Genomic DNA, 25,514 nt, shown 5'->3' with positions numbered 1-25,514 from the left:
GTTGCCCGCCCCGGCCCCGGCCCAAGGGCGGGCAACAGTTTCAAAAGCAAGGAAGGACAGTCATGAGCGACAATATTATTTTTGAAATGCGCGGCATCGAGAAGCGCTTTGGCGCCACGCGCGCGCTGCGCGGCGTGCACCTGACGGTGCGCAGCGGTGAAATCCATGCCGTGATGGGCGAAAATGGCGCCGGCAAGAGCACCCTGATGAAGATTTTATCCGGCGTCTACACGCCGGACGCGGGCGAGATCATTCTCGACGGCAAGCCGATCCGCATCCGCAACCCGGGCGAGGCACGCGCGCTGGGCATCAACCTGATCTACCAGGAACTCAGCGTGGCCAAGAACATGACGGTGGCGCAGAACGTCTTCATGGGCAGCGAGCCGAAAGGACCATTCTGGACCGTCAAGGGCGGCGAAATGCGTGCGCGCACGAACGCCATCCTGGCCGACCTCGGTTCCCGTTTCGACGCCGACACCATGGTCGCTACCCTGTCGATCGCCGAGCAGCAGCAGGTGGAAATCGCCCGCGCCCTCGTGCACGAAAGCCGCATCCTGATCATGGACGAGCCCACTGCCGCCCTGTCCGACCGGGAAACAGAACAATTATTCCGCATCATCGAAGAACAGCGCGACAAGGGCCTGGCCGTGCTGTACATCAGCCACCGCATGGCCGAAGTGGAACGCCTGGCGCGCCGCATCACGGTGCTGCGCGACGGAGCCTATGTGGGCGAGCTGGGCAAGGATGAACTGGATCAAAAGAAAGTCGTGCAAATGATGGTGGGCCGCCCCGCCGACGACTTTTATTCGCACCAGCGGCGCACCACGCGGGGCGCCGAGCGCTTGCGCGTGGAAAACGTGGGCGGCGGCAAGGTCAAGCCTGCTTCGTTCACCTTGCATGCGGGCGAAGTGACGGGTCTTGCCGGCCTCGTCGGTGCGGGCCGCACGGAACTGGCGCGCCTGATCTTTGGCGCCGACAAGAAACAAACGGGACAAGTGTGGCTCGATGGCCAGGAAGTGCACATCCACCGGCCGCTGGCAGCCATCCGCCACGGCATCGGTTACCTGCCCGAAGACCGCAAGAGCCTGGGCCTGTTCATGCAATTGTCGGCCATGGAAAACATGTCGATGAATATCCTGTCCAAGCATGCGACGGCGGGCGTGGTCAACCGTGGCGCCCTGACCCAGCTCACGCGCGAGGCGATAGCCAACCTCAATGTGAAAGTGTCGGGACCGGACGGCATCGTGGGCGGACTGTCCGGCGGCAACCAGCAGAAAGTCTTGCTGGCGCGCTGGCTGGCCATCGCCCCGAAAGTCCTCATCCTCGACGAACCGACGCGCGGCGTGGACGTGGGCGCGAAGAGCGAAATTTACAAGATCATCCACCAGCTGGCGGATGCGGGTACGGCCGTGCTGTGCATTTCCAGCGAACTGGCCGAGCTGGTCGGTATTTGCGACCGCGTGATGGTGATGTGCGAAGGACGCCTGACGGGCGAAGTGACGGGCGACGATATCACGCAGGAAAACATCCTTGCCTATGCCACCCATCTGGAAGCGGCATAAAAATAAGCATTAGCATAATTATTCAGGAGAATTAACATGACAACGAGTACCACCAGCGGCGCCGCACGCGCCGGCGAACCCTTCAATGCCTCGAACCTGATGCGCCGCCTGGGCATGCTGCCCGTGCTGGTGGTGCTGTACCTGGCCATGTATGGCCTGACCGTGTACTTCTCGGCCGACGGCACGTCGACGTTCATGACCAGCAATAACACCATGAACATCTTCCGCCAGGTATCGATCAACATCGTGCTGGCGTCCGGCATGACCTTCGTCATTCTGACCAGCGGCATCGACCTGTCCGTCGGTTCCGTCTTGGCCGTCTCGGCCGTGGCAGGCATGCTGATGTCGCTGTCGGCCCAGTTCGCCGGCTTTTCGATCCCCACTTTCATCATCGTCGGCCTGCTGCTGGGCGCGCTCAATGGCGTGCTCGTCGCCCTCGTCGGCCTGAACCCCTTCGTAGTGACCTTGGGCACCATGACAGCCCTGCGCGGCGCGGCCTACCTGCTGGCTGACGGCACCAGCGTGCTGAACACGGAAATCCCAAGCTTCGAATGGATGGGTAACGGCAGCTTCCTGGCCGTGCCCTGGCTGATCTGGCTGGCGGCCGCCGTCGTCGTGCTGACATGGTTCATCCTGCGCAAGACCACCCTGGGCCTGCATATCTACGCTGTCGGCGGCAATATCCAGGCGGCCCGTTTGACGGGTATCAAGGTCGGCCTCGTGCTGATGTTTGTCTACACGATCAGCGGCCTGTTCGCCGGCCTGGGCGGCGCCATGTCGGCCAGCCGTCTGTATGCGGCCAACGGCAACTGGGGCACGGGCTATGAACTCGATGCGATTGCGGCCGTCGTGCTGGGCGGCACGAGCCTGATGGGCGGCGTGGGTTCCGTCTGGGGCACCGTCATCGGCGCCCTGATCATCGGCGTGATGAACAATGGCTTGACGATTTTGGGCCTGTCGTCGTTCTGGCAGTATGTGGCCAAGGGTGTCGTGATCGTGCTGGCCGTGATCCTCGACAAATGGCGCCAGTCGCACGCGCAGAACTGATTGTGCTGGTGTTGTCGGATTAGCGCTACGCGCGTAATCCGACAACACCCTAGAACACCAGCCGCATCTCCACATGCGCAATCCCCGCCTCTTCAAACTGCTCCCCCTGCTGCGCGAAACCGTGGCGCGCATAGAATGGCGCAGCCACGGTTTGTGCGTTCAGCACCACCGCTGCATCGCCGCGTTCGCGGGCTTTCTCCATCAGCAAGGTCAAAATGGCGCCACCCACGCCCTTGCCGCGGCCCGGCTGGCGCACGGCCATGCGGCCGATGTGGCCGTCTGGCAATAGCCGGCCCGTGCCGATGGCGTTGCCGGCATCGTCATAGGCGACGGCGTGCAGGCAGACGGTGTCCATGTCGTCGAGTTCGATCTCGGCCGGCACTTTCTGTTCATCGACGAAAACTTCAAAACGAATGGCGGTGGCGTCGGGGCCCAGTGTGGCCCAGTCGCCGAGGCGGATGGTGTGCTTGGTCATGGCATGCGGCAATAAGAGAGGGGCCGCCATTGTCGCACGGCGCGCCACGCCTTGGCAGGCGGTGCGGCTCAAGCGTTCGATTTCAAGTAACGTCCAGGTGTTTCACCGAGTATTTTGCGAAACATGACGACAAAATTGCTCGCGTTTTCGTAGCCCAGGCCCTCTGCGACATGCTGGACCGTGGCACCCCTGGCCATCCATTGCAAGGCGAGCAGGATATGCAGTTGCCTGCGCCAGCGTCCGAAACTCATGCCGGTTTCCCGGGACACCAGGCGTGACAGCGTGCGCGCACTGATGCCCATCCGCTGCGCCCACGATTCGATGTTGCCTGGATCGGACGGACGCGCCATGATCCACTCGACCAGTTTGCGTAGCCGCTTGTCTGGCGTCAGGGGAAGATGAACCTGGCCGGGCTGCGCCAACGCCATTTCGTCGAGAAGCAGTGTCATCACGCGTGACGCCATGCCGCCCTCTTCATAGCGCATTGGCAATGCCGCTGAACGGATCACCAATTCACGCAGCAGCGGCGTGGTCGACAAGCTGCAGCACTCCCGCGGCAACGCGTCGCCCACCGCAGGATCGACATACACCACATAACAATCGACCGTGCCGGCCCCATCCATTCGATGTTGTGTGCCGCCTGGTACCCAAATGGCGCTCCCCGGCGGCACCAGCCAGAAGCCGCCGTCGACCTCGCAGGTGAGCACGCCCCGCATCCAGAGCAGGAACTGGCCTTTTCGATGCTGATGGAAGCCCGCCTCCTTGTGGCTATCCATCTCCCGGCCAACGGCGCCAAGCGTAACCACCGGCCTTGGCACGGAGTCGGGATCTTCCCAGTCGCTGGACGAGTCGTCGCTGAAAACAGGCATCGGGTACCTTTCAAGGGTCAGAATCAGTGGCAAGAATTCAATATAACATGGCCTGTTGGCTCATTGTGACCAGCACGTGGCGCGCCTAACATGGACGCTGAAATCACAACCACGGAAGCTGTCACATGGAACAAACGAAGAAAATCCTGATCTGCGGCGGCGGCATCGCCGGCCCTGCGTGTGCCTGGTGGCTGAGCAGGTATGGCTATTCCGTGGTGCTCGTTGAAAAGGCCGACGCGCTCAGGGTCGGCGGACAGAACGTCGATGTGAAGGATGCCGCGCAGCAGGTCATCAAGCTCATGGGTTTGACGGAACAGGTCGAGGCGCGCAACACGCTGGAATGCGGACAGAAGTGGCTCGACGAAGCCGGCAAGGTGGTGGCTGTTTTTCCCAAAGGTAGTATCGGTGGACTGACCTGCGATTTCGAAATCCTCCGCGGCGATTTCGCCCGTATTTTGTTCGATGCGACCCACGGCACTTGCGAATACCGTTTTGGCACGTCCGTCAGTGGCGTTGAAGAGATTGAAAATGGCGTGCGGGCAACCTTTGCCAATGGCACGGCAGAGGACTTCGAACTGGTGATCTGCGCCGACGGCGTGAGCTCGCCGACCAGAGACCTGGCGCTGGCCGCTGAAACGCGCATGCGTTACCTCGGCGCCTACATGGCGTTTTTCAACATTCCCCGGCGGCCTGAAGACGACTTCTGGGCCTGCTCCGTCAACGGCATTGGCGGGACGATGATCAACCTCAGGCCAGGTGGCTTGACTGAAACTACCGTGCTGATGACCTTTCCTGCCGCTGAGCCTGGCCTGCGCAGTCCGACGACGCCGTCGCCGCGCGAGACGCTGCGGGCGGCACTGGTGGGGCGGGGCAAGGTGGCCGATCGTATCATCGCCGAGCTTGATAACGTCCAGGACTTCTACTTCGGGCCGATGAGCCAGGTGCAAGCTTCCACCTGGTCAAAAGGCCGACTGGTCTTGCTGGGCGATGCGGCGCACTGCCCGACGCCATTCACGGGCAAGGGCACGGCCCTGGCGCTGGTGGGAGCCTACGTGCTGGCGGGAGAAATCAAGAGGCGCGCGAGCCACACCCAGGCGTTCGATGCATACGAACGCATCCTTCGCCCGTATGCCGAGCGTACACAGCGGGAGCTGAGCCCTCGCCTCATCCGGCTCATGCACGTACGGACGCGGTTCGGCATAGCCATCGCGCATCTGCTGCAACAGTGCGTCGGCAGCGCCCTGATCCAGTCGCTGTTGCAACCGAACGCCAAGACCAGGGCGCGCAGGATAGACGAGGATTTCACGCTGCCGATCTATTAAAAGCATTGCTGTGCTACCGGGCGCAGCCGGGCAAGGAACTGGCGGCGCACCAGGTCATTTCAAAACAGCCCGCTTACAACTTCACCAGTTGCTTGCCGAAGTTGCGCCCTTTCAGCAAGCCGATGAAGGCTTCCGGCGCGCTGGCCAGGCCATCGGCCACGGATTCGCGGAATTTCAGCTTGCCCGTCGCCACCAGGCTGCCCAGTTCCGCCAGTCCCTGCGGCCAGAATTCCGGCTGCTCGGAAACGATAAAGCCGCGCACGGTCAGGCGGTTGGTGAGGATCAGGCGCGCATTGTCGAGCGGCGTCGGCTCGCCGTTGTAGCCGGCGATCCAGCCGCACACAGCCACGCGGCCAAACGCATTGGTGCGCGCCAGCGCCGCATCGAAGATGGCGCCGCCCACGTTTTCAAAGATGGCGTCGATGCCGTCGGGCGTGGCCGCCGCCAGATCGGCCTCAAGATTGCCCGCCTTGTAGTCGACGCAGGCATCAAAACCCAGTTCCTCGACAACATAGCGGCATTTTTCCGCACCGCCCGCGATACCGACGACACGGCAGCCTTTCAATTTTGCCAGCTGGCCCACGACGCTGCCCACGGCGCCGCTGGCGGCCGACACGACCACGGTTTCGCCCGACTTCGGCGCCATGATCTGGCTCAGGCCATACCAGGCCGTCATGCCCGGCATGCCGACGGAACCCAGGTAGGCGGATGCAGGAATGTGCGTCGTGTCGACCTTGCGCAGCATCGTGCCATCCGATACGGCCACCTCCGTCCAGCCCAAAGTCCCCACGACGGTGTCGCCCACGGCAAACTTCGGATGCTTCGATTCCAGCACCACGCCCACCGTGCCGCCTATCATGGTTTCATCAATCGCCTGCGGCGCCGCATAGCTTTTATTCGCGCTCATGCGCCCGCGCATGTACGGGTCGAGCGACAAGTACTGGTTACGCACCAGCAACTGGCCATCCGTGATGGCGGGAATATCTTGAGTTTCCAGACGAAAATGCGCCGGCTGCACTTCCTCCGTGGAGGCGGGGCGCGAGGCGAGGACGATGCGTTGGTAGGTGGTCATGAATGCTCCTTGTCGATAGATAAAATCAGCGGAAGACCGGAGTCAGACCCGGCGGGGGAATGCGTCCCAATGGGACGCATTCCGATCGCGAAGCGACTGACCCCGGATTTACGCTGTCATTACACTTCGTAGTCCATACATTGCCGGGCTTCCCGCACTGCCCCAAAAAACGGCCTGATTTTCACGTGCTCGGGATGGTTCTGGTAAGCATCGAGCGCTTCGCGGCTGGCGAACTCGCTGTACAGGACGATGTCGTAGGTCGCTTCCAGGCCCGGCTGGGCCACGGCTGCTTCGAATTTCAATATGCCGGGCACCAGGTCGGAACAGGAATCGAGCAGGGCTTTCAGTTTCAAGGCGTTCGTGGCGCGGTCGGCGCCCTCGGCGTGGTCTAACAGTTTCCAGAAAACGATGTGTTTGATCATGGCGGCAGGCTGCTTGTTTATTAATGAAGCATTACTGTAACCGCTATCGGCGCGCCTTGCAGGAACCGGGCGCGCAATGCAAACGGGCGGCCCTGGAAGCCGCCCGCAGACTGGGTTTCATTTAAATCACAGCACTTCGAACAGGCCAGCCGCGCCCTGCCCGCCGCCGATGCACATGGTCACGACCACGTATTTGACGCCACGGCGCTTGCCTTCGATCAAGGCGTGGCCCGTCAGGCGTGCTCCCGACACGCCGTAGGGGTGGCCGACGGCAATCGCGCCGCCGTTGACGTTCAGGCGCTCCATGGGGATGCCCAGGGTGTCGGCGCAGTACAGCACTTGCACGGCAAACGCTTCGTTGAGTTCCCACAGGCCGATGTCGGCGACAGTCAAGCCCGCCTTTTTCAGCAGTTTCGGAATCGCGTAGACGGGGCCGATGCCCATTTCATCGGGTTCGCAGCCGGCCACGGCAAAGCCGCGGAAGATGCCCAACGGCTGCAAGCCTTTCGCTTCGGCCACTTTCGCATTCATGACGATGGCCATGGACGCGCCATCGGAAAACTGGCTGGCGTTGCCGGCGCTGATGACGCCGCCAGTAATGGCCGGGCGGATCTTGGCCACGCCGTCATACGTCGTGTCGGCACGGATGCCTTCGTCGGCGGCAATCGTCACTTCGCGCGACACGAGCATGCCGCTGGCCTTGTCGGCCACGCCCATGATGGTGGTCATCGGCACGATTTCCGCGTCGAACAGGCCGGCCGCCTGTGCCGCGGCGGCGCGCTGCTGGCTTTGCGCGCCGTAGGCATCCTGGCGCTCGCGCGAAATCTGGTAGCGCTTGGCCACGGTTTCGGCCGTCTGCAGCATGGGCCAGTACACTTCCGGCTTGTGCTGCTGCAGCCAGACCTCGCGGTACATGTGCGTATTCATTTCATTTTGTACACAGGAAATCGATTCCACGCCGCCCGCCGCATAGATATCCCCTTCGCCGGCGATGATGCGCTGCGCCGCCAGGGCGATAGCCTGCAAGCCCGACGAGCAAAAACGGTTGACGGTCATGCCGGCCGTCGTGACGGGACAACCGCCGCGCAGGGCCACCTGGCGCGCGATATTGCCGCCTGTGGCGCCTTCGGGAAAGGCGCAGCCGACCAGCACGTCTTCCACTTCCTCCGCCTCGATGCGCGCGCGCTCGACGGCGGCGGCCAGCACGTGGCCGCCCAGGGTGGCGCCATGCGTCATGTTGAACGCGCCCTTCCAGGACTTGGCCAGGCCCGTGCGGGCGGTCGATACGATGACGGCTTCATTCATGCTGTGTCTCCTTGTGGGAAATATTATGGGGTGAGATATCTGTGGAATGAGAATAGCACATTTAAGTACGGTCGTTCGCAAAGTTCTGCCGAACAGCGATTTGTAAGCTTGGTGTAAGTTTCAAGCAAGCATGACGTAAGGTTCGGAGAACACACTCGCCTCCAGCTGTTGCAAGAATGGTCAAAAAGACCGCGGCACCAGTTCACTATAAAACATAGGGAGACAAACCATGGCATCACCATCCGGCTCGGCCGACGTACGGAAAACTTCTACCAAGGGAACGCCGATTACGCCCGAGGAACGCAAGGTCATCTTTGCGTCCTCGCTCGGCACCGTTTTTGAATGGTACGATTTTTATCTGTACGGTTCGCTCGCATCGATCATCGCCAAGCAATTCTTCATCGGCGACCCTACCACCACCTTCATCTTCGCGCTGCTGGCCTTTGCCGCCGGCTTCATCGTGCGTCCATTCGGCGCGCTGGTCTTCGGCCGCCTGGGCGACATGATCGGCCGCAAGTACACCTTCCTGATCACCATTTTGATCATGGGCGGCTCCACCTTCATCGTCGGCTTGCTGCCGGGCCACGCCTCCATCGGCATCGCCGCGCCGATCATCCTCGTCATCCTGCGCATCCTGCAAGGCCTGGCGCTGGGCGGTGAATATGGCGGCGCAGCCACCTATGTGGCCGAGCACGCGCCTGAAGGCAAGCGCGGCGCGTTCACGGCGTGGATACAAACGACGGCAACCCTGGGCTTCTTCCTGTCGCTGATGGTCATCCTGGGCACCCGCCTGGCGACCGGCGAGAAGGATTTCGAAGCATGGGGCTGGCGCATTCCCTTCCTCGTCTCCGTCATCCTGCTGGGTATTTCCGTGTGGATCCGCCTGGCCATGAATGAATCGCCCGCGTTTTCCAAGATGAAGGCCGAGGGCAAGACCTCGAAAGCGCCGCTGACGGAAGCGTTCGGCCAGTGGAAAAACCTGAAGATCGTCATCCTGGCCCTGATCGGCCTGACCGCGGGCCAGGCTGTCGTGTGGTACACGGGCCAGTTCTACGCCCTGTTCTTCATGATCCAGACCCTGAAAGTGGACCTGGCAACGGCCAACGTGCTCGTCGCCATCGCCCTGCTGCTGGCCACGCCGTTCTTCCTGTTCTTCGGCAGCCTGTCCGACCGCATCGGCCGCAAGTACATCATCCTCGGCGGCTGCCTGATCGCCGCGGCGACCTACTTCCCGATCTTTAACGGCCTGACCCACTTCGCCAACCCGCAGCTGGAAGCGGCTCTAAAGAACTCGCCAGTGGTGGTGGTGGCCGATCCTGCTTCCTGCCACTTCCAGTTCAACATGACGGGCACGAAGAAATTCCCATCGTCGTGCGACATCGCCACGGGTTTCCTGTCGAACAGCTCGGTGAACTACACGAAAGAAGACGCGCCGGCCGGCTCAATCGCCAAGGTGCGCATTGGTACAAAGGAATTTACGTCGTTTAACGCCGTCATGACAGCCGATGGCTTGAACTTCGATGCGGAAAGCAAGGCCCACGAAGCGGCGCTGAAGAAAGAACTGGGCGCCGGCATCAAGGAAGCGGGCTACCCTGCAAAAGCCGATCCGGACCAGATCAACAAGCCGATGGTCGTGTTGCTGCTGTTCATCCTGGTGCTGTACGTGACCATGGTGTATGGCCCGATCGCCGCCATGCTGGTGGAAATGTTCCCGACGCGTATCCGTTACACCTCGATGTCCCTGCCTTACCATATCGGTAACGGCTGGTTCGGCGGCTTGCTGCCGACCACGGCCTTCGCGCTGGTGGCCTTCAAGGGCGATATCTATTACGGCCTGTGGTATCCGATCGTCGTCGCCCTGGCGACTGTCGTGATCGGCACCCTGTTCGTCAAGGAAACGAAGGATAACAATATCTACGCCGACGACTAGTCTGAGGCAAACCCCGGTCGCAAGGCCGGGGCCGCAAAGCAAAACGCCGCTGACTGGTCAGCGGCGTTTTTTTATGTGGTTGCAAGCTTACTTGTCGCTCTTGCTCTTTTTCAGCTGGTCGCGCTGCTGCACGTATTCCTGGTAACTGGTCTGGTTGCGCTTGCGGCAGGCGTTGCGGTCGTCGAAATTATTGAGGCTGTTGCAATACTCGCCGATCTTGTCCCGGTTCGCGTCATACAGTACTTCGCAGCCGGTCATGGCCAGCAAGAAGGGAACGATCAGATATTTCATTGCTACTCTCATGGATAGGAACGGATTGCGCGAAAAAACACCAGATTGCCCTCTGGATAAGCGGGCAGCTTTATCTTAACGCGATCCCGGCGAAAAGTACAAGCGCTCGGTATTACTAAATGGAAAGGAATCCCCTGCGTGCGCGCCCTACTGCATGCTATGGTGGAAGTTTCTATCACCGGACTCGTGCCAGGCATGCCGACCATAGCCTCCGCCCCCTGCGGCCCGCTGCAGCACCATTTCGACGCCTTGCTGCAAGACGTCTGCGCCAGCCTGGCTGCGCAAGCCGGTCACTGGCTCGACGGCATATACCTGTATGGCAGCATCGCCCGTGGCGACGCCACGCCCGGCGTGTCCGACCTCGACCTGACCCTGGTGCTGCGCCAGCCGCCCACGCCGCAGCAGGCCGACACGCTGGAAGCGCTGCGCCTGGCCTTGCAGGCGCGCCACACGGAAGTACTGAAAATCGATTTCGATATCGGCCACCGGGCCCAGGTGCTGGCGCCCGAGCACCTGTACAGCTGGGGCTACTGGATCAAGCACCAGTGCCGCTGCCTGTGGGGCGACGACCTGGCGCCGCACTTTGCGCCGTTCGCGCCCTCGCGCGCCGTTGCCCAGGCCGTCAATGGCGACTTTGCCCGCGTGCTGGAAAATTATGCACAGCGCCTAGACGACGAGCGCGACCCTGCCGCCATCGTCCGCCTGCAGCGCGAAGCGTCGCGCAAGCTGATCCGCTCATGCAATATCCTGCGCCACGACGACGATCCTTGCTGGCCCGCCAGCCTGGACGAGCATGCTGCACTGTTGCTGCGCCACTATCCCGCCCTGCAGGCGCAGATGGCGTATTTCCTTGCCCAGGCCCGGCCCGGCGCCGCGCCAGCCAGCGGTTTTACGCCCGCGCTGCGCCAGTTCACGCAGTGGCTGGCGCAGCAACAGCCGAGCTAAACGCCAGGCTCTTCGCTCAACAGCGGATTGTCCGCCGCGAACGCCGCCAGGTGCTCGAGCAGCACGCGCACGCGGGCCGGCAGGTAGCGCCGCTGCGTCCACACGGCATACACGTGGCGCGGCTGCGGCATCCAGTCGGGCAAAACGCGCACGAGGCTGCCACTGGCCACTTCGTCGCGGCATTGCAGCAGTGGACACAGCAGGATGCCGATGCCTGCGTCGGCCATTTCCACGGCCAGGCGCATCTCGTTGACGCGCAGGCGCGCCTGCGGTTCGATCACCGTTTCGGCGCCGTCGCCAGGGCGCCGCAAGCGCCAGGTGCGCAATGGTTCGGCCACGATCAGCTCGTGCTTTTCCAGTTCCTGCAAGTCGCGCGGCACGCCGGCGCGCGCCAGGTAGCCGGGCGCGGCCACCATCACCAGCGAAGCGCTGCCCAGCCGGCGCTGCATCAGCGAGGAATCGTCGAGCGCGCCGACGCGGATGGCCAGGTCGGCGCCGCTGCCCACCAGGTCTTGCAGCAGGTTCGACAGTTCCAGTTCCAGGCGGATGTCCGGATACTTCTGCATGAAGCTGACCCAGGCCGGCGTCAGCAAGCCGCTGGCGAAGTTGACGGGCGCCAGCACGCGGATGCTGCCCGAGACGGCTGACAGGCTGGCGTCGAGCTGCTGCGTCGCCTGCCGCAAGGCATGTACCAAAGGGCGGCACTGCTCGTAGTATTGCCAGCCTTCCGCCGTCGGCTGCAAGCGGCGCGCGCTGCGGTTGAGCAAGCGGTAGCCGAGCTGGCTTTCCAGTTTTTGCAGCCGGCGCGTGACGGTAGCGGCGGGCAAGCCTTCCTTGACGGCCGCCGCATGCAGGCTGCCAGCCTCGACAATGGCGACAAACAGGGCTAAATCATCTAGCATAATTGCATTTACGGAATTTGAAATTAAAAATATGGCTCTAGTATAGATTGCTGCAAGTTGTTACGCTGCCATATCTTCATACTTTGAAAGTGCCCCATGTCCGAAGCCCTGCGCCTGCGCTGCGTATTTGCCTTCCTGATGTCGCTGCTCATGACCCTGCTGATGAGCGCCTGGGTCACCTGGCTCAATATCGGCCTGCAGGCGGACTTCCTGCCCCGCTGGCGCCATGCGTTCTTTGCCGCCTGGCCCGTGGCCTTCTGCGCCGTGATGCTGTTCGCGCCCCGCGTGCAGCTGATGAGCCGCACCATCGTGGCCAGGCTCGCGCGTCCGGCGCCAGCCTGCCCCGCCTGCCCGGCAGATGCGCCATGCGCATGCGCCAGCCGCCCTTAACCGGCAGTCGCTCGGCAATCCTGTCACTCGGTCACTCCCGCCCACAGCCGCCCTGATCCGGGCTATGCTATGGGCGTCCATGTTTTTACAGCGGAGTGCCAATGCTCGATCACGTTTCCCTCACCGTCAGCGACTTGGAACGCGCCGAGCGCTTCTATGACGCCATCTTCGCCGCGCTGGGCGTGCCCAAGGTGGGCAGCGACCATGCCGACGCCTGGATAGGCTACGGCAAGCGCAGCGATGCGCAGCATCCCGAACGCAGCTACTTTTCCGTGCGCCTGGGCCCGAAACCAGACGACGCGCCGCGCCGCCATTGCTGCTTCAAGGCGCCTTCGCGCGCGGCCGTCGAGGCGTTCTGGCATGCGGGACTGGCGCACGGCGGCATCGACCTGGGCGCGCCCGGCCTGCGCCACTATCACGCCAGCTATTACGCGGCCTTTTTGTTCGATCCGGACGGCAATCGCATCGAAGCCGTCTGCCATCGCGCCGACGCCGGCTGACAGGACGGGAAACCCGGCTCTGTTCGGCATTTCCACTTCGATACGTTTTGCCTATAATGGCTGTCAAGCCATACCGTCCCCGGTCCGTGCACCAAGAAGGAGATTCATGCATCATCTATTCGTCGGCCGCCCCGCGCGCACCATGCTCCTCTCCAGCGCCGGCCTGCTGCTGGCAGGCTGTTTTTCCGGCTGCTCCCTGTTGCCATCCACGCCGGTCACGCCGGGCGTGCCAGCCACCGCCGCCCTGCCCGACGCCAGCATCGCCTATACCCTGAGCGGCCAGAGCGGCTTGCCCGTGGTCTTCCAGTCGGCCATGGGCGACGGCAAGGATGTGTGGGCCAAGGTCGTGCCCGAAGTAGCCCGGCAGCACCGCGTGCTCGTGTACGACCGTCCCGGTTACGGCGACAGCCAGAAAACCACCACGCCGCGCGACCCCTGCACCATCGCCGCCCAGCAGCGCGCCCTGCTGGCGCAAGCGGGCCTGAAACCGCCGTATGTGCTGGTCGGCCATGGCTTGGGCGGGCTGTACCAGTATGTGTATGCGAGGCTGTACCCGCAGGACGTGGCCGGCCTGGTGCTGCTCGATCCCACGCACCCGCAGCAGTGGAACCGCCTGCAACAGGACGCGTCCACCTACGCCATGCTCGTGAAAACGCGGCGTAAACTCATGTTCAACAGTACGGAATCGGCCGAATTCGATGCCCAGACGCAGTGCTTGCAACACGTCGACATGAGCAGCCCGCTGCGCGTGCCCGCCATGCTGCTGGTGCGCGACAAGTTCGGCATCGAGGAAATGGGCTCGTTTGAAAACGTGGTACGGGCCCAGGAAAAGGATTGGCAGCGCCTGTCCGGCGCGCCGGCCATCGAGCGCATCACGGGCGCCGGCTACTACATCCAGAAAGACAACCCCGTCATCGTCAACGAGGCGGTCAAGATGGTGGCGAAGAAGAAGTAGTGGCGTCGGATTACGCGGCGATTGAACCCCTTGTCGACGCGTAGGTCGGATTAGCGTGGCGAAGCCGCGCGTAATCCGACAACATCGGGCGTCAACGGCAGCGCCGGATCAGCTATTGAAACCCTTGCCCTCGCCCGCCAGTTTCACCAGCAGCGGCGCCGGTGTCCACGCCTCGCCGTGGCGGCCTTTCGCGTAGCCGGCAATCGTGTCGAGTACGTTCGGCAAGCCGACCGTGTCCGCGTAGAACATGGGGCCGCCGCGGAACAAGGGGAAGCCGTAGCCCGTCAAATACACCATGTCGATGTCCGAGGCGCGCAGGGCGATGCCCTCTTCCAGGATGCGCGCACCCTCGTTGACGAGCGCATACACGAGGCGTTCGACGATTTCCTGGTCGCTGATCTTGCGCCGCGCCACGCCGATGTCGGCGGAGTGCTGGATAATCATGGCGTTGACCTGCTCCGACGGATAGGCCTTGCGGTCACCCGGCTTGTAGTCGTACCAGCCGGCGCCCGTCTTCTGGCCAAACCGCCCCAGTTCGCACAGCAAATCGGCCGTCTTCGAATACGTGACGTCCGGCTTTTCCACGTAGCGGCGCTTGCGGATGGCCCAGCCGATATCGTTGCCGGCCAGGTCGCCCATGCGGAAGGGTCCCATGGCGAAGCCGAATTTCTCGACCGCCTTGTCGACCTGTTCCGGCAGACAGCCTTCTTCCAGCAGGAAACCGGCTTGGCGGCTGTATTGCTCGATCATGCGGTTGCCGATGAAACCGTCGCACACGCCCGAGACGACGCCCGTCTTCTTCAGCTTTTTCGACAGCGCCAGCGCCGTCGCCAGCACGTCCTTGCCCGTCTCCTTGCCCCGCACGATTTCCAGCAGCTTCATGACATTTGCCGGGCTGAAGAAATGCGTGCCGACCACGTCCTGCGGCCGCTGGGTGAACGCGGCGATCTTGTCCAGGTCCAAAGTGGACGTGTTCGAGGCGAGGATGGCGCCCGGCTTCATGACGGCGTCGAGCTGCTTGAAGACGGCTTCCTTGACGCCCAGTTCCTCGAACACGGCTTCAATGACGATGTCCGCCTGCGCAATGTCCGCATAGGCTAACGTGCCGCTGACCAGCGCGATGCGCTGCTCGGCCTTCTCTTGCGTCAGCTTGCCCTTCTTCACCGTGTTTTCATAATTCTTGCGGATCGTGGCCAGGCCCTTGTCCAGCGCTTCCTGCTTGGTTTCCAGCAGCATCACGGGAATGCCCGCGTTGGCAAAGTTCATGGCGATGCCACCGCCCATGGTGCCGGCGCCGACAATGGCCGCGCTGGCGATCGTGCGCACGGGCGTGTCGGCCGGCACGTCGGGCACCTTGCTGGCAACGCGCTCGGCAAAGAAGGCGTGGCGCAGGGCTTTCGATTCCGGCGACTGCACCAGCTGCATGAACAGTTCGCGCTCGTACTTCAAGCCGTCGTCGAATTTCATCGTCACGGCGGCCGCCACGGCATCGACGCATTTGAGCGGTGCGGGGAACGGGCCGGACATGGCTTTGACGGTATTGCGCGAAAACTGCAGGAAAGCTTCGTGGTTCGGGTAGTCGACCTTGCGCTCGCGCACTTTCGGCAGCGGACGCACATCGGCCACTTTCGTGGCGAAGGCCACGGCGGCGGCCAGCAAGTCGGCGCCGGGCGCGATGACTTCGTCGAACAGGGCCGTGCCGGCCAGTTTTTCGGATGCGACGGGCGTGCCCGAGACGATCATGTTCAAGGCCATTTCCAGGCCCAGCACACGCGGCAGGCGCTGCGTGCCGCCCGCGCCCGGCAAGATGCCGAGTTTGACTTCCGGCAAGGCCATCTGCGCGCCCGGTGCGGCCACGCGGTAGTTGCAACCGAGCGCCAGCTCCAGGCCGCCACCCATGCAGACGCTGTGGATGGCCGCCACGACCGGCTTGGTCGACTGCTCGACGACGTTGATCAGGGTGTGCAGGGTCGGTTCCGTGAGCGCCTTGGGCGAATTGAATTCCTTGATGTCGGCGCCGCCCGAAAAGGCCTTGCCGGCGCCCGTGATGACGATGGCTTTAACGGCCTCGTCCGCCAGCGCCTGGCGGATGCCAGCCACGGCGGCCGTACGCGTCGCCAGCCCCAGGCCATTGACTGGCGGGTTGGCCAGGGTAATGACGGCAACGACGCCGTTCACTTGATATTCAGCACTCATGTCTCTTCCTTATTGATTTTTGCTCAGCGATGAGGTGGTTGCAAGGGATGAAGCTTCACTATACCGCATAAAAGAACGCTCGTATTATTTTTGTCGTGGCGCGCCCGGCGCCGGCATGCTACGCCATGGTACAACATCGTTTGCGGAAAGATTCTGCTGCAAGCGGCAAGCTCTTGTAGAAGCTATCACTTGGATATTCATTTAAATAATAAAACAACAATAATAATAACGATGTTTTATTATGCAAAAGAATGCGTTTTTTATATGGCGACATGGGGCAATTGCGACAGTTTTTACATTATTTATTCCCGCCCCTTGTTTTTCGCCAGACGCTGGGGAATAATAAAATTGTTGATTCAAATCAATACTCTACAATTTATCCACGATAAGGCAAACTGCAGGGCAAACACTGGCGGCTTTTGATTGCGCACATTCTCACCGATTATCACCAGATGCCGGCCCATGCAATAACATTCCCGCCTTATACGGATAGCAGAAAAAATAATAAAAGCAGCCTTATCGCTCCCATTCCTCTTCTCACCCCCGAAGGAAATACTATGGACGCAGCCAGCCATGTCAGCCACTCCCAGGATCTGGACTTACAAGCGATAAACACTGCATTGAACCGTGTCCAGGCCGTCATCGAATTCGAACTCGACGGCACAATCCTGCATGCGAATGACAATTTCCTGCGTGTCGTCGGCTATAGCCTGGCCGAGGTGCAAGGCAAGCACCATGCCATCTTTTGCGATCCCGAGTATGTCAAAACAGCCGAATACGCCAACTTCTGGGCCAAGCTGGCACGCGGCGAATTCGACCAGGGCGAATACAAGCGCCGCGCCAGGGATGGCCGCGAAGTGTGGATCAACGCTTCCTACAACCCCATCCTCGACGCGGACGGCAAACCGTATAAAGTCATCAAGTTCGCCACCGACATCACGGCCAGCAAGCGCCGCAATGCCGATTACGAAGGCAAGATCGACGCCATCAGCAAGGCGCAGGCCGTGATCGAGTTCCAGCTTGACGGCACCGTCATCCGCGCCAACGACAACTTCCTCAAGTCCGTCGGCTACACCCTGGAGGAGATCGCAGGCAAGCACCACCGCATGTTTTGCGAACCCGAGTACGCCAAGAGCGAGGAATACGCGCAATTCTGGCACAAGCTGGGACAAGGCCAGTTCGATGCGGGCGAATACAAGCGCGTCACCAAGGACGGCCGCGAAATCTGGCTCAACGCGTCGTACAACCCCATCTTTGACGCGGAAGGCCGGCCCTTCAAGGTGGTCAAGTTCGCCAGCGACGTGACGGCCTTGAAAAAGCGCAATGCCGAATACGAAGGCAAGGTCAGCGCCATCGGCAAGGCGCAAGCCGTGATCGAATTCGACATGCAGGGCAAGGTGCTGGACGCGAACGACAATTTCCTCGCCGTCATGGACTACGACTTGAGCGATATCGAGGGCGAGCACCACCGCATGTTCTGCGAGCCCGAGTATGCCGGCAGCGCCGAGTACAAGAAATTCTGGCAAAAGCTCAACCGGGGCGAATTCGACGCGGGCCGCTACAAGCGCCTGGGCAACCATGGCAAGGTGGTGTGGATACAGGCCACCTACAACCCCATCCTGGACTTGAACGGCAAGCCGTATAAAGTGGTCAAGTTCGCCATCGACATCACGGACCAGGTGAACCTGGAAAACAGCATCCAGGCCAAGGCCGCCAACGACAGCCGCAAGGTCAATGCCCTGCTCGACTCGGTGGCGCGCGCGGCGCAAGGCGACCTGACCTGCAATATCGTGCCCGAAGGCAGCGAGCCGATCGATTTGCTGGCCGGCGGCATCAGCAAGATGATCGTCGACTTGCGCGGCGTGATCGGCAACGTGGTCTCGGCGGCCAACGGCTTTGCCGACGCCTCGAACGCCATCGCCGAACGGGCCACGGGCGTGGCCGTGGGCACGCAGGCGCTGGGCGCCACGGTGGAAGAAATGAACGCGTCCATCGACGGCCTGACGTTTTCCATCAATTCCATCGCGGAAAACACCTCGAATGCCGATTTCCTGGCAAAAGCCACGCAGCAGGAAGCGGAAGCGGGTGCGCGCGCCGTCGCCAAGTCGATCGAAGCGATGGACTTGATCAATCGTTCGTCGGAAGACATCGGCGAGATCGTCAAGGTCATCAGCGAGATCGCCAACCAGACCAACATGCTGGCCTTCAATGCGGCCATCGAGGCGGCGCGCGCGGGCGAGCACGGCCTGGGCTTTTCCGTCGTCGCCGACGAAGTGCGCAAGCTGGCCGAGCGCTCGTCGCAGGCGACCAAGGAAATCTCCAAGCTGATCAACGAGTCCGTCAAGCGCGTTTCCACGGGCAGCGAGATTTCGCGCCAGGCCAGCGACGCCTTCGACAAGATCGTCTCGGGCGTGGCGAAGACCACCCTGGCCATTTCCGATATCTCGAAGGCGGCCAACGAGCAGCTGCTGACGGCGCGCGAAGTGTCGACGGCCATCCAGTACATCGCCGAGGAAACGGAAAAGTCGGCTGCCAACTGCGACAGCATCGCCCGCTCGACGGATGGGCTGAACGAGCGTGCGGGCAGCCTGAACCAGACTGTCTCCGGCTTCGTGGTGTAGGCGATGAACCACGCGGCCACCTTGACGCCCGAGGTGCTGACGACCTTGATCGCGCTGGTGCGCCAGCATACGGGGATCGCCATGACGGCGCGCAAGAGCGTCTTGCTGGAACGGCGCTTGCAGCCACGGCTGCAGGCGCTGTCCCTGCACAGCTACCAGGCTTACCTGGAGCGCGTGGCCAGCGACCGCGACGAGGTGGCCCACTTCATCGACCTGGTGACCACCAACGACACCCTGTTCTTCCGCACGCCGCAGGTCTGGGATTACTTCCGCGACCGCTACCTGCCCGCCTGGGCCCGCGCCCATCCGGGCGATTGCCTGGCCATCTGGTCGGCGGCGGCCGCCAGCGGCGAGGAACTGTATTCTATCGCCATGCTGTGCGAGCAATTCAAGCTGCAAGTGACGTCTTTCCGCTACCAGATCCTGGCCAGCGACATTTCGCAGCAGATCCTGGGCGCGGCGCGGGCCGGCCAGTACAGCGGCCGCTCCGTCGAGCGCATCCGTTTGTCGCACCCGGACTTGCTGCGCAAATATTTCACGCCAGCACCCTATGGCGTCAAGGTCAACGAGGATTTGCGGCAACACGTCAGCTTTGCCCAGCATAACCTGCTCGAAGCGCTGCGCCCGGCCCGGCAATTCGACCTGGTATTCCTGCGCAATGTACTGATTTATTTCGATGCCGAGCACCAGGAAACCGTGCTGCGCCAGGCAAGGCTCAGTCTCAAGGACGAGGGCCGGCTGATCCTGGGCGAATCGGAAACCATCGCCCGCCTCGGCACCGGCTATCAATTCGAGTTTCCCATGATTTATAAGGCGGGTACCGCATGAGCATCATCACCGACCATGGCTTGCCGCTGCACCATGTCGGCATGGGTCAACTGAGCGTGGGCACGCATGGCGAGCAGCTGCAAGCCCTCCTCGGCTCCTGCATCGGCATCGGTTTCATCTGGAAGAACGGCCCATGCTGCGGCCTGGCCCATTGTTTGCTGCCGGAAGCGCCCGGCGCCGACAGCGCCATTGGCGCTCGCTATGTAAGCCAGGCCGTGCCTTCGCTGCTGCGCCTGATGGGTGTGCGGCAAGCCGACTACGCCGACATCGAAGTGGTGCTGGCGGGCGGCGCCAGCATGTTTGGCCCGCGCAATGGACGCCTGCAAGTGGGCCGGCAAAACGCGGAAGCGGCGCAAAAGTACCTGGACCAGTGCGGCTTGCACGTCAGTTTTTGCGCGCTGGGCGGCCGCCACGGACGCCAGTTGCTGATCGATTGCGCCAATCACAGCTACGCCGTCACCGATGTCGTGGCGCCACCCGAATTGATTCCACGCAAGGAAGGCGTATATGGATATGCATGAAGCGACGGGCTTGCAAGCGCAGGCCAGCGGAGAAACGGCCACCGAGCTGTTCGGTTCCTTCCACCTGGGCGACGATGAATTCGCCCTGCCCGCCAGCTGCATCCGCGAAGTGGTGAACTATCCCGCGAAAGTCACCGCCCTGCCCCTGTCGCCGGCGTATCTGGAAGGTATGTTCACCTTGCGCGGCAGCGTCATTCCGGTGGTCAACCTGGACCGCTTGTTCCGCGCCGATGCGCCGCGCGCCGTGGCCACGGACAAGATCGCCATTCTCGACTTCCAGCAAGTGCTGATCGGCATCGTCTTCCAGGATACGGGCGAAATCCTGCGCGTGCCCGCCAGCGCCCGCAGCGCCCTGCAATATGCGGCCGGCGACAGCCATGCCGTCATCGCCGGCACGATCCTGCTCGATGGCGGCGCGCGCCTGCTGCAGGTGCTCGACCCGCATGCCCTGCTGCGCATCGAAAACGTGCCCCATGTGCTGGCCCTGCAGGCGACGGGCGCCAAGCTGAGCACGGCCCGCTACCATGCGCAAAGCGAACGCCGCCAGTGCGTCAGCTTCCATGCGGCCGGCGCCACGTTTGCCTTTGAAATGCTGGCCATCCAGGAAATCATCCGGGTGCCGGAACTGCACAGTTCCCTGCTGAACAGCGAACTGTGCCTGGGCCGCATGCATTTTCGCGGCAGCCAGGTGGCCGTCGTCGACTTCGGCGCCCTGCTGCAGGCGCCCCGCTCCGGCACGGCGGCAACTGGCGACCAGCGCATCATCGTCGTGCGCCTCGATGACACGACCGTGGGCTTCCTCGTCGACTCCGTCGACAGCATCGTGCATTTCTTTGCCGACGAGGTGTTGCCGATTCCTCTGCTGAGCAAGGCGCGCGCCGCCATGTTTGCCGGCTGCATCACGAAAGAGGGCCTGGGCGACATCATTTTCCTCGACCACAAGGGCATCCTGTCGCAGGCCGAGATCGTCGAGATGCGCGACGGCCACGCGCGCCTGTACCCGGCCGACACGGACGCGAACACGGCCGCCACGCGCAAGGCGCCGCGCCGCGTCTACATCACGTTTACCGTGGAAACCCGCTTCGCCGTGGAAATCGGGCAAGTGCGCGAAATCATCGATTTCAGCGGCGCCATCACGACGCCGCCGGGCATGCCGGCCTGCATGCGCGGCATGCTCAACTTGCGCCAGCAAATGATCAGCATCATCGACTTGCGCCAGCTGTACGCCATGCCGGCCTTGCCGGACGCCAGCGCCGGCAAGATCTTGATCGTGGAACGGGGCGCCGAGCGCTACGGCTTTCTCGTCGATCACGTCGACAACATCATGACCATTTCCGACAGCCAGCGCTTCGCGGCGCCGCAAATCATCCGCACGGGAGAACATGAGGACTTGCGCAGCGAAATGGATGAGATGATCGACATCGGCACGGATGCGCAGCGCCAGACCCTGTCCGTCTTCCAGTGCGACCACTTGCTGGAAAAACTGGGGGCGGCGCTGCCGCAGGCGGCCTAAGTTACTTTACATCCCCGGCAACTGATGCCCCTTGAACTGCTCGCGCAGCTTGTTCTTCTGGATCTTGCCCGTGGCGCCCATGGGCAAGGCGTCGATGAACAGCACGTCATCGGGCGTCCACCACTTGGCGATCTTGCCCTCGAAAAATTGCAATAACGCTTCGCGCGTGACCGTCATGCCGGGACGCAGCACGACGACGAGCACGGGGCGCTCGTCCCATTTCGGGTGGAACACGCCGATGCAGGCCGCCTGCAGCACGGCCGGATGCGCCATGGCCAGGTTTTCCAGGTCGATGGTGCCGATCCACTCGCCGCCCGACTTGATCACATCCTTGCTGCGGTCCGTGATCTGCATGTAGCCGTCCGTGTCGATGGTGGCCACGTCGCCCGTGGGGAACCAGCCATCCTGCAGCACGTCGCCGCCCTCGTTCTTGTAATACGACGAGATGATCCACGGTCCTTTCACCAGCAGATGGCCGTACGCCACGCCGTCCCACGGCAATTCCTTGCCATCGTCGTCGACGATCTTCATGTCCACGCCGTAGATCGCATGGCCCTGCTTTTGCAGGATCTTGCGCTGCTCGTCCTTCGGCAAGTCCAGGTGCTTGGTCTGCAAGCCGCCCGCCGTGCCCAGCGGCGACATTTCCGTCATGCCCCAGGCGTGGATGACTTCCACGTCGAACTTGTCGATCAGGGTATCCATCATGGCTGGCGGACACGCCGCGCCGCCGATCACGGTGCGGCGGAAAGTGGAAAATTGCAGATTATTCTGCAAGGCATGGTTGAGCAAACCCAGCCAGACGGTGGGCACGCCGGCCGAAAACGTCACTTTTTCCGCCTCGAACAATTCATACAGCGACTTGCCGTCCAGCGCCGCGCCGGGAAATACCATGCGCGCGCCGGACAGGGGCACGGAATACGGCAAGCCCCAGGCATTCACGTGAAACATGGGCACGACGGGCAGCACCGTGTCGGAAGCGCGCACGTTCAGGGCGCTGGGCATGGCCGACGCGTAAGCGTGCAGCACGGTCGAGCGGTGCGAATACAGTGCGCCCTTGGGGTTGCCCGTCGTGCCCGAGGTGTAGCACAGGGTGGCGGCCGAATTCTCGTCGAACAGGGGCCACGTGTAATCGTCGGAATGCGTGGCGATCAAGTCTTCATAGCACAGCAAATCGGGAATCGTGCTGCTGGCGGGCATGCGCTCGCGGTCGCACATCAGCACGAAGTGACGGACGAAGGTGCAGTCGGCGGCGATCTTTTCCACCACGGGGAGGAAAGTCAAATCGAACAGCAAGACCTGGTCTTCCGCGTGATTCGAGATGTAAGCGATCTGGTCGGGAAACAAACGCGGATTGATCGTGTGCAGCACGGCGCCCGAGCCGGACACGGCATAGTATGCTTCCAGGTGGCGGTAGCCATTCCAGGCCAGGGTGGCGACCCGGTCGCCCATGCCGACGCCAAGGCCATGCAGGGCGTTTGCCAGGCGCCGCGCGCGCTGGTGGCAATCGCGGTAGGTGTAGCGGTGCATATCGCCTTCCACCCGCCGCGAAATGATTTCGCTGCCCCCATAATGACGCGCTGCAAACTCGATAATGCTGGAAATCAGCAGGGGCTGATTCATCATCTGGCCCATCACTGGACTCAAGGGGAATGCCGACATCGTGTCTCCTGAAAGTGGATACTCGGTTATTGTTGGAATTTAAAGACTTTCCCTAGTTTCGTACGGTCGTGCGGAAATCGTCAACGCATTTCGATATTGCGATGCAGCATGGAATTTTCGATTCCGTTTCTTGCTATGCAAACACCTGTCAGCGCGCCCGCCACGCGCCTTGGCGCTGTGCGGTAAAATCGCATTCCAGGCTGGCGCACCTTGCCGGTCCATCTTACTGACTGGAATTGCCATCACCGCTCATACCTTACCACTGGATAACGCCTTTGCGGCCTTGCCGCCCGCGTTCTATACGCGCTTGATGCCCACGCCCCTGCCCGCCCCGTACTTCGTGGCCGCCAGCGCGCCAGCCGCAGCCCTGATCGGCCTCGATGCGGCGCGCCTGGCCGAGCCCGATTACGTGGCGTTGCTGAGCGGCAATGCGGTTGCCGAGCGCTCGCTGCCCCTGTCGGCCGTGTATTCGGGCCACCAGTTCGGCGTCTGGGCCGGCCAGCTGGGTGACGGCCGCGCCATCCTGCTGGGCGATATCGCCACCGAACACGGCCCGATGGAACTGCAATTGAAAGGCGCCGGCGCCACGCCGTATTCGCGCATGGGCGACGGTCGCGCCGTGCTGCGTTCGTCCATCCGCGAATTCCTGTGCTCGGAAGCCATGGCGGCGCTGGGCATTCCCACGTCGCGCGCGCTGTCCATCATGGGTTCGCAGCAAGGCATCATGCGCGAAACCGTCGAGACGGCCGCCGTCGTCACGCGCATGGCACCCACTTTCGTGCGCTTCGGCTCGTTTGAACACTGGTTTTACCGCAAGCAGCCGGACGAGCTGAAAATCCTCGCCGACTACGTCATCGACGGCTTCTACCCCCACTTGCGCGCTGCATCAAATCCATATCAAGCCTTGCTGGCCGAAGTCTGCGTGCGCACGGCGCACATGATTGCGCAGTGGCAAGCCGTGGGTTTCATGCATGGCGTCATGAATACGGACAATATGTCGATCCTGGGCCTGACGCTCGATTACGGCCCCTTCGGCTTCATGGAAGCGTTTGACGCCGAGCACATCTGCAACCATACGGACCAGCAGGGCCGCTATTCCTACGCCAATCAGCCGCAGGTGGGCCACTGGAACTGCTATGCGCTGGGCCAGGCGCTGCTGCCGTTGATCGGCGAAGTGGAATTGGCGCAGGCGGCGCTGGACAGCTACCAGAGCGCCTTTGCGGAGAAGATGAATGCCTTGCTGCGCGCCAAGCTCGGCTTGCGCGAAGTGCAAGCCGAAGACACGGTGCTGTTCGACAGCATGTTTGCGCTGATGCAAGCCAATCACGTGGATTTCACCAACTTCTTCCGCGCCCTGGCGACACTGCAAGTAGACGCCCCTGAGCACGACACCGTGCTGCGCGACATGTTCATCGACCGCCCCGCGTTCGATACGTGGGCGGCACAATACCGCGCGCGCCTGCGGCAGGAGCACAGCGTCGATGCCGAGCGGCAAGCGGCGATGAACCTGGTCAACCCGAAATACGTGCTGCGCAACTACCTGGCGCAAGTGGCCATCGAAAAAGCCCAGCAGCAGGACTACACGGAAGTGGCGAGATTGCTGGAAGTTTTGCAAAAGCCATTTGACGAACAGCCAGAACACCAGCACTATGCGGCCCTGCCGCCCGACTGGGCCAGCCACCTTGAAGTCAGTTGCTCATCCTGAGGAGTCATTATGACCACGAATAAAGTCAAGAAAACCGACGCCGAATGGCGCGCCATGCTCGATTCGATGCAATACGAAGTCACGCGCCATGCGGCCACGGAACGGGCCTTCACGGGCAAGTTCTGGGACCACCATGAACACGGCGTCTACACCTGCGTCTGCTGCAACACGCCCCTGTTCGCCTCGGACACCAAGTTCGACTCCGGCTGCGGCTGGCCCAGCTATTTCCAGGCCCTCGACCCGGCCAACGTGACGGAAATCGTCGACCGCAGCCACGGCATGGTGCGCACGGAAATCGTCTGCGCCGTTTGCGACGCCCACCTGGGCCACGTCTTCCCGGACGGCCCGCCGCCGACCGGCTTGCGCTATTGCATCAATTCGGCTTCGTTGCGCTTCGATCCACAGCCGTGAGACACTGGAATGGCGGGCGGGCATCTTGCTCCTAAGCCATTCCTAAGATGAATGTAACAAGACCCGTGTAAAG

Annotated in this window: 23 protein-coding genes; 14 read left to right on the top strand and 9 right to left on the bottom strand. The window is 62.2% G+C overall.

Translation table 11 applies throughout. The features are described from left to right. Window positions 1-62: 62 nt before the first annotated feature. Window positions 63-1,562, top strand: a complete 1,500-nt coding sequence (locus GYK42_RS10225; RefSeq protein WP_166447416.1) for a sugar ABC transporter ATP-binding protein — start codon at window positions 63-65, stop codon at window positions 1,560-1,562. Between the two features lie 36 nt (window positions 1,563-1,598). Beyond that, window positions 1,599-2,609, top strand: coding sequence for an ABC transporter permease subunit (locus GYK42_RS10220; RefSeq protein ID WP_046682756.1), 1,011 nt, complete (start codon window positions 1,599-1,601; stop codon window positions 2,607-2,609). A 49-nt stretch (window positions 2,610-2,658) separates the two neighbouring features. Here GYK42_RS10220 and GYK42_RS10215 read toward each other — a convergent pair whose 3' ends face one another. After that, window positions 2,659-3,084: a GNAT family N-acetyltransferase gene (locus GYK42_RS10215; protein ID WP_166447415.1), complete on the bottom strand. Its 426-nt coding sequence runs from the start codon at window positions 3,082-3,084 to the stop codon at window positions 2,659-2,661. 68 nt (window positions 3,085-3,152) lie between these two features. After that, a complete protein-coding gene (locus GYK42_RS10210) occupies window positions 3,153-3,953 on the bottom strand; it encodes an AraC family transcriptional regulator (protein ID WP_166447414.1) in 801 nt (266 codons plus the stop codon). A 125-nt stretch (window positions 3,954-4,078) separates the two neighbouring features. On the opposite strand from GYK42_RS10210, the gene GYK42_RS10205 reads away from it, so the two are divergent. Continuing rightward, window positions 4,079-5,275: an FAD-dependent oxidoreductase gene (locus tag GYK42_RS10205; protein ID WP_166447413.1), complete on the top strand. Its 1,197-nt coding sequence runs from the start codon at window positions 4,079-4,081 to the stop codon at window positions 5,273-5,275. Between the two features lie 73 nt (window positions 5,276-5,348). Here GYK42_RS10205 and GYK42_RS10200 read toward each other — a convergent pair whose 3' ends face one another. From GYK42_RS10200 to GYK42_RS10190, 3 genes are all read right to left on the bottom strand, one after another. Continuing rightward, window positions 5,349-6,347 (bottom strand): NADP-dependent oxidoreductase, encoded by a 999-nt coding sequence (locus GYK42_RS10200; protein WP_166447412.1) that lies wholly within the window; start codon window positions 6,345-6,347, stop codon window positions 5,349-5,351. A gap of 119 nt (window positions 6,348-6,466) precedes the next feature. Next, on the bottom strand, window positions 6,467-6,769 hold the full coding sequence (locus GYK42_RS10195) for a Dabb family protein (protein WP_166447411.1): 303 nt from the start codon (window positions 6,767-6,769) through the stop codon (window positions 6,467-6,469). A 126-nt stretch (window positions 6,770-6,895) separates the two neighbouring features. Continuing rightward, window positions 6,896-8,074, bottom strand: coding sequence for an acetyl-CoA C-acyltransferase (locus GYK42_RS10190; protein WP_166447410.1), 1,179 nt, complete (start codon window positions 8,072-8,074; stop codon window positions 6,896-6,898). Window positions 8,075-8,303: 229 nt separating this feature from the next. Between GYK42_RS10190 and GYK42_RS10185 the strand changes: the two genes are divergently transcribed. Further along, the gene (locus GYK42_RS10185; RefSeq protein WP_046682763.1) at window positions 8,304-10,004 is read left to right on the top strand and encodes an MFS transporter; all 1,701 of its coding nucleotides are present in this window, start codon (window positions 8,304-8,306) and stop codon (window positions 10,002-10,004) included. A gap of 87 nt (window positions 10,005-10,091) precedes the next feature. Here GYK42_RS10185 and GYK42_RS10180 read toward each other — a convergent pair whose 3' ends face one another. Beyond that, window positions 10,092-10,295, bottom strand: coding sequence for a hypothetical protein (locus GYK42_RS10180; RefSeq protein ID WP_046682764.1), 204 nt, complete (start codon window positions 10,293-10,295; stop codon window positions 10,092-10,094). 195 nt (window positions 10,296-10,490) lie between these two features. On the opposite strand from GYK42_RS10180, the gene GYK42_RS10175 reads away from it, so the two are divergent. Then, on the top strand, window positions 10,491-11,240 hold the full coding sequence (locus GYK42_RS10175) for a nucleotidyltransferase domain-containing protein (protein WP_166447409.1): 750 nt from the start codon (window positions 10,491-10,493) through the stop codon (window positions 11,238-11,240). Here GYK42_RS10175 and GYK42_RS10170 read toward each other — a convergent pair. Next, entirely contained in the window at window positions 11,237-12,142 is a 906-nt protein-coding gene (locus GYK42_RS10170) for a LysR family transcriptional regulator (RefSeq protein ID WP_166447408.1), read from the bottom strand. The genes GYK42_RS10175 and GYK42_RS10170 overlap by 4 nt on opposite strands. A 96-nt stretch (window positions 12,143-12,238) precedes the next feature. Between GYK42_RS10170 and GYK42_RS10165 the strand changes: the two genes are divergently transcribed. The 3 genes from GYK42_RS10165 (at window position 12,239) to GYK42_RS10155 (ending at window position 13,987) form a co-directional block, all read left to right on the top strand. Beyond that, entirely contained in the window at window positions 12,239-12,532 is a 294-nt protein-coding gene (locus tag GYK42_RS10165; protein ID WP_166447407.1) for a DUF2798 domain-containing protein, read from the top strand. Between the two features lie 101 nt (window positions 12,533-12,633). Next, entirely contained in the window at window positions 12,634-13,032 is a 399-nt protein-coding gene (locus GYK42_RS10160; protein ID WP_166447406.1) for a VOC family protein, read from the top strand. Between the two features lie 106 nt (window positions 13,033-13,138). Beyond that, a complete protein-coding gene (locus tag GYK42_RS10155) occupies window positions 13,139-13,987 on the top strand; it encodes an alpha/beta fold hydrolase (RefSeq protein ID WP_166447405.1) in 849 nt (282 codons plus the stop codon). Window positions 13,988-14,095: 108 nt separating this feature from the next. Here GYK42_RS10155 and GYK42_RS10150 read toward each other — a convergent pair whose 3' ends face one another. Continuing rightward, entirely contained in the window at window positions 14,096-16,183 is a 2,088-nt protein-coding gene (locus tag GYK42_RS10150; protein WP_166447404.1) for a 3-hydroxyacyl-CoA dehydrogenase NAD-binding domain-containing protein, read from the bottom strand. A gap of 620 nt (window positions 16,184-16,803) precedes the next feature. Between GYK42_RS10150 and GYK42_RS10145 the strand changes: the two genes are divergently transcribed. Genes GYK42_RS10145 through GYK42_RS10130 form a run of 4 tightly spaced genes read left to right on the top strand, consistent with a single transcriptional unit; the run spans window position 16,804 to window position 21,666 of the window. Further along, window positions 16,804-18,804 carry a methyl-accepting chemotaxis protein gene (locus GYK42_RS10145; RefSeq protein WP_240943538.1) on the top strand — a complete coding sequence of 667 codons (2,001 nt, stop codon included), beginning with the start codon at window positions 16,804-16,806 and terminating at the stop codon, window positions 18,802-18,804. A gap of 3 nt (window positions 18,805-18,807) precedes the next feature. Continuing rightward, the gene (locus GYK42_RS10140; RefSeq protein ID WP_166447402.1) at window positions 18,808-19,632 is read left to right on the top strand and encodes a CheR family methyltransferase; all 825 of its coding nucleotides are present in this window, start codon (window positions 18,808-18,810) and stop codon (window positions 19,630-19,632) included. Beyond that, a complete protein-coding gene (locus GYK42_RS10135; protein ID WP_166447401.1) occupies window positions 19,629-20,153 on the top strand; it encodes a chemotaxis protein CheD in 525 nt (174 codons plus the stop codon). The genes GYK42_RS10140 and GYK42_RS10135 overlap by 4 nt, the downstream gene beginning before the upstream one ends. Continuing rightward, window positions 20,140-21,666 carry a chemotaxis protein CheW gene (locus tag GYK42_RS10130; RefSeq protein ID WP_240943537.1) on the top strand — a complete coding sequence of 509 codons (1,527 nt, stop codon included), beginning with the start codon at window positions 20,140-20,142 and terminating at the stop codon, window positions 21,664-21,666. The genes GYK42_RS10135 and GYK42_RS10130 overlap by 14 nt, the downstream gene beginning before the upstream one ends. 6 nt (window positions 21,667-21,672) lie before the next feature. Here the strand turns inward: GYK42_RS10130 and GYK42_RS10125 are convergent, their stop codons facing one another. Further along, entirely contained in the window at window positions 21,673-23,325 is a 1,653-nt protein-coding gene (locus GYK42_RS10125) for a 3-(methylthio)propionyl-CoA ligase (protein WP_072453534.1), read from the bottom strand. A gap of 226 nt (window positions 23,326-23,551) precedes the next feature. On the opposite strand from GYK42_RS10125, the gene GYK42_RS10120 reads away from it, so the two are divergent. Together GYK42_RS10120 and msrB are read left to right on the top strand one after the other, a co-directional pair. Next, window positions 23,552-25,030: a protein adenylyltransferase SelO gene (locus tag GYK42_RS10120; protein ID WP_205711356.1), complete on the top strand. Its 1,479-nt coding sequence runs from the start codon at window positions 23,552-23,554 to the stop codon at window positions 25,028-25,030. 9 nt (window positions 25,031-25,039) lie between these two features. After that, window positions 25,040-25,441: a peptide-methionine (R)-S-oxide reductase MsrB gene (msrB, locus tag GYK42_RS10115; protein ID WP_034756083.1), complete on the top strand. Its 402-nt coding sequence runs from the start codon at window positions 25,040-25,042 to the stop codon at window positions 25,439-25,441. Window positions 25,442-25,514: the final 73 nt, after the last annotated feature.

The organism is Janthinobacterium lividum, assembly GCF_011601275.1.
Taxonomy (GTDB): Bacteria; Pseudomonadota; Gammaproteobacteria; order Burkholderiales; family Burkholderiaceae_D; genus Janthinobacterium; species Janthinobacterium lividum_E.
The sequence above is the reverse complement of the archived record's forward strand: the minus strand, read 5'-3'. Positions and strand labels throughout refer to the sequence as shown.

Coding starts and splice junctions, on each gene's coding strand:
- GYK42_RS10225 (WP_166447416.1), top strand. CDS start 63: ATGAGCGACAATATTATTTTTGAAATGCGCGGCATCGAGAAGCGCTTT.
- GYK42_RS10220 (WP_046682756.1), top strand. CDS start 1,599: ATGACAACGAGTACCACCAGCGGCGCCGCACGCGCCGGCGAACCCTTC.
- GYK42_RS10215 (WP_166447415.1), bottom strand. CDS start 3,084: ATGACCAAGCACACCATCCGCCTCGGCGACTGGGCCACACTGGGCCCC.
- GYK42_RS10210 (WP_166447414.1), bottom strand. CDS start 3,953: ATGCCTGTTTTCAGCGACGACTCGTCCAGCGACTGGGAAGATCCCGAC.
- GYK42_RS10205 (WP_166447413.1), top strand. CDS start 4,079: ATGGAACAAACGAAGAAAATCCTGATCTGCGGCGGCGGCATCGCCGGC.
- GYK42_RS10200 (WP_166447412.1), bottom strand. CDS start 6,347: ATGACCACCTACCAACGCATCGTCCTCGCCTCGCGCCCCGCCTCCACG.
- GYK42_RS10195 (WP_166447411.1), bottom strand. CDS start 6,769: ATGATCAAACACATCGTTTTCTGGAAACTGTTAGACCACGCCGAGGGC.
- GYK42_RS10190 (WP_166447410.1), bottom strand. CDS start 8,074: ATGAATGAAGCCGTCATCGTATCGACCGCCCGCACGGGCCTGGCCAAG.
- GYK42_RS10185 (WP_046682763.1), top strand. CDS start 8,304: ATGGCATCACCATCCGGCTCGGCCGACGTACGGAAAACTTCTACCAAG.
- GYK42_RS10180 (WP_046682764.1), bottom strand. CDS start 10,295: ATGAAATATCTGATCGTTCCCTTCTTGCTGGCCATGACCGGCTGCGAA.
- GYK42_RS10175 (WP_166447409.1), top strand. CDS start 10,491: ATGCCGACCATAGCCTCCGCCCCCTGCGGCCCGCTGCAGCACCATTTC.
- GYK42_RS10170 (WP_166447408.1), bottom strand. CDS start 12,142: ATGCTAGATGATTTAGCCCTGTTTGTCGCCATTGTCGAGGCTGGCAGC.
- GYK42_RS10165 (WP_166447407.1), top strand. CDS start 12,239: ATGTCCGAAGCCCTGCGCCTGCGCTGCGTATTTGCCTTCCTGATGTCG.
- GYK42_RS10160 (WP_166447406.1), top strand. CDS start 12,634: ATGCTCGATCACGTTTCCCTCACCGTCAGCGACTTGGAACGCGCCGAG.
- GYK42_RS10155 (WP_166447405.1), top strand. CDS start 13,139: ATGCATCATCTATTCGTCGGCCGCCCCGCGCGCACCATGCTCCTCTCC.
- GYK42_RS10150 (WP_166447404.1), bottom strand. CDS start 16,183: ATGAGTGCTGAATATCAAGTGAACGGCGTCGTTGCCGTCATTACCCTG.
- GYK42_RS10140 (WP_166447402.1), top strand. CDS start 18,808: ATGAACCACGCGGCCACCTTGACGCCCGAGGTGCTGACGACCTTGATC.
- GYK42_RS10135 (WP_166447401.1), top strand. CDS start 19,629: ATGAGCATCATCACCGACCATGGCTTGCCGCTGCACCATGTCGGCATG.
- GYK42_RS10130 (WP_240943537.1), top strand. CDS start 20,140: ATGGATATGCATGAAGCGACGGGCTTGCAAGCGCAGGCCAGCGGAGAA.
- GYK42_RS10125 (WP_072453534.1), bottom strand. CDS start 23,325: ATGTCGGCATTCCCCTTGAGTCCAGTGATGGGCCAGATGATGAATCAG.
- msrB (WP_034756083.1), top strand. CDS start 25,040: ATGACCACGAATAAAGTCAAGAAAACCGACGCCGAATGGCGCGCCATG.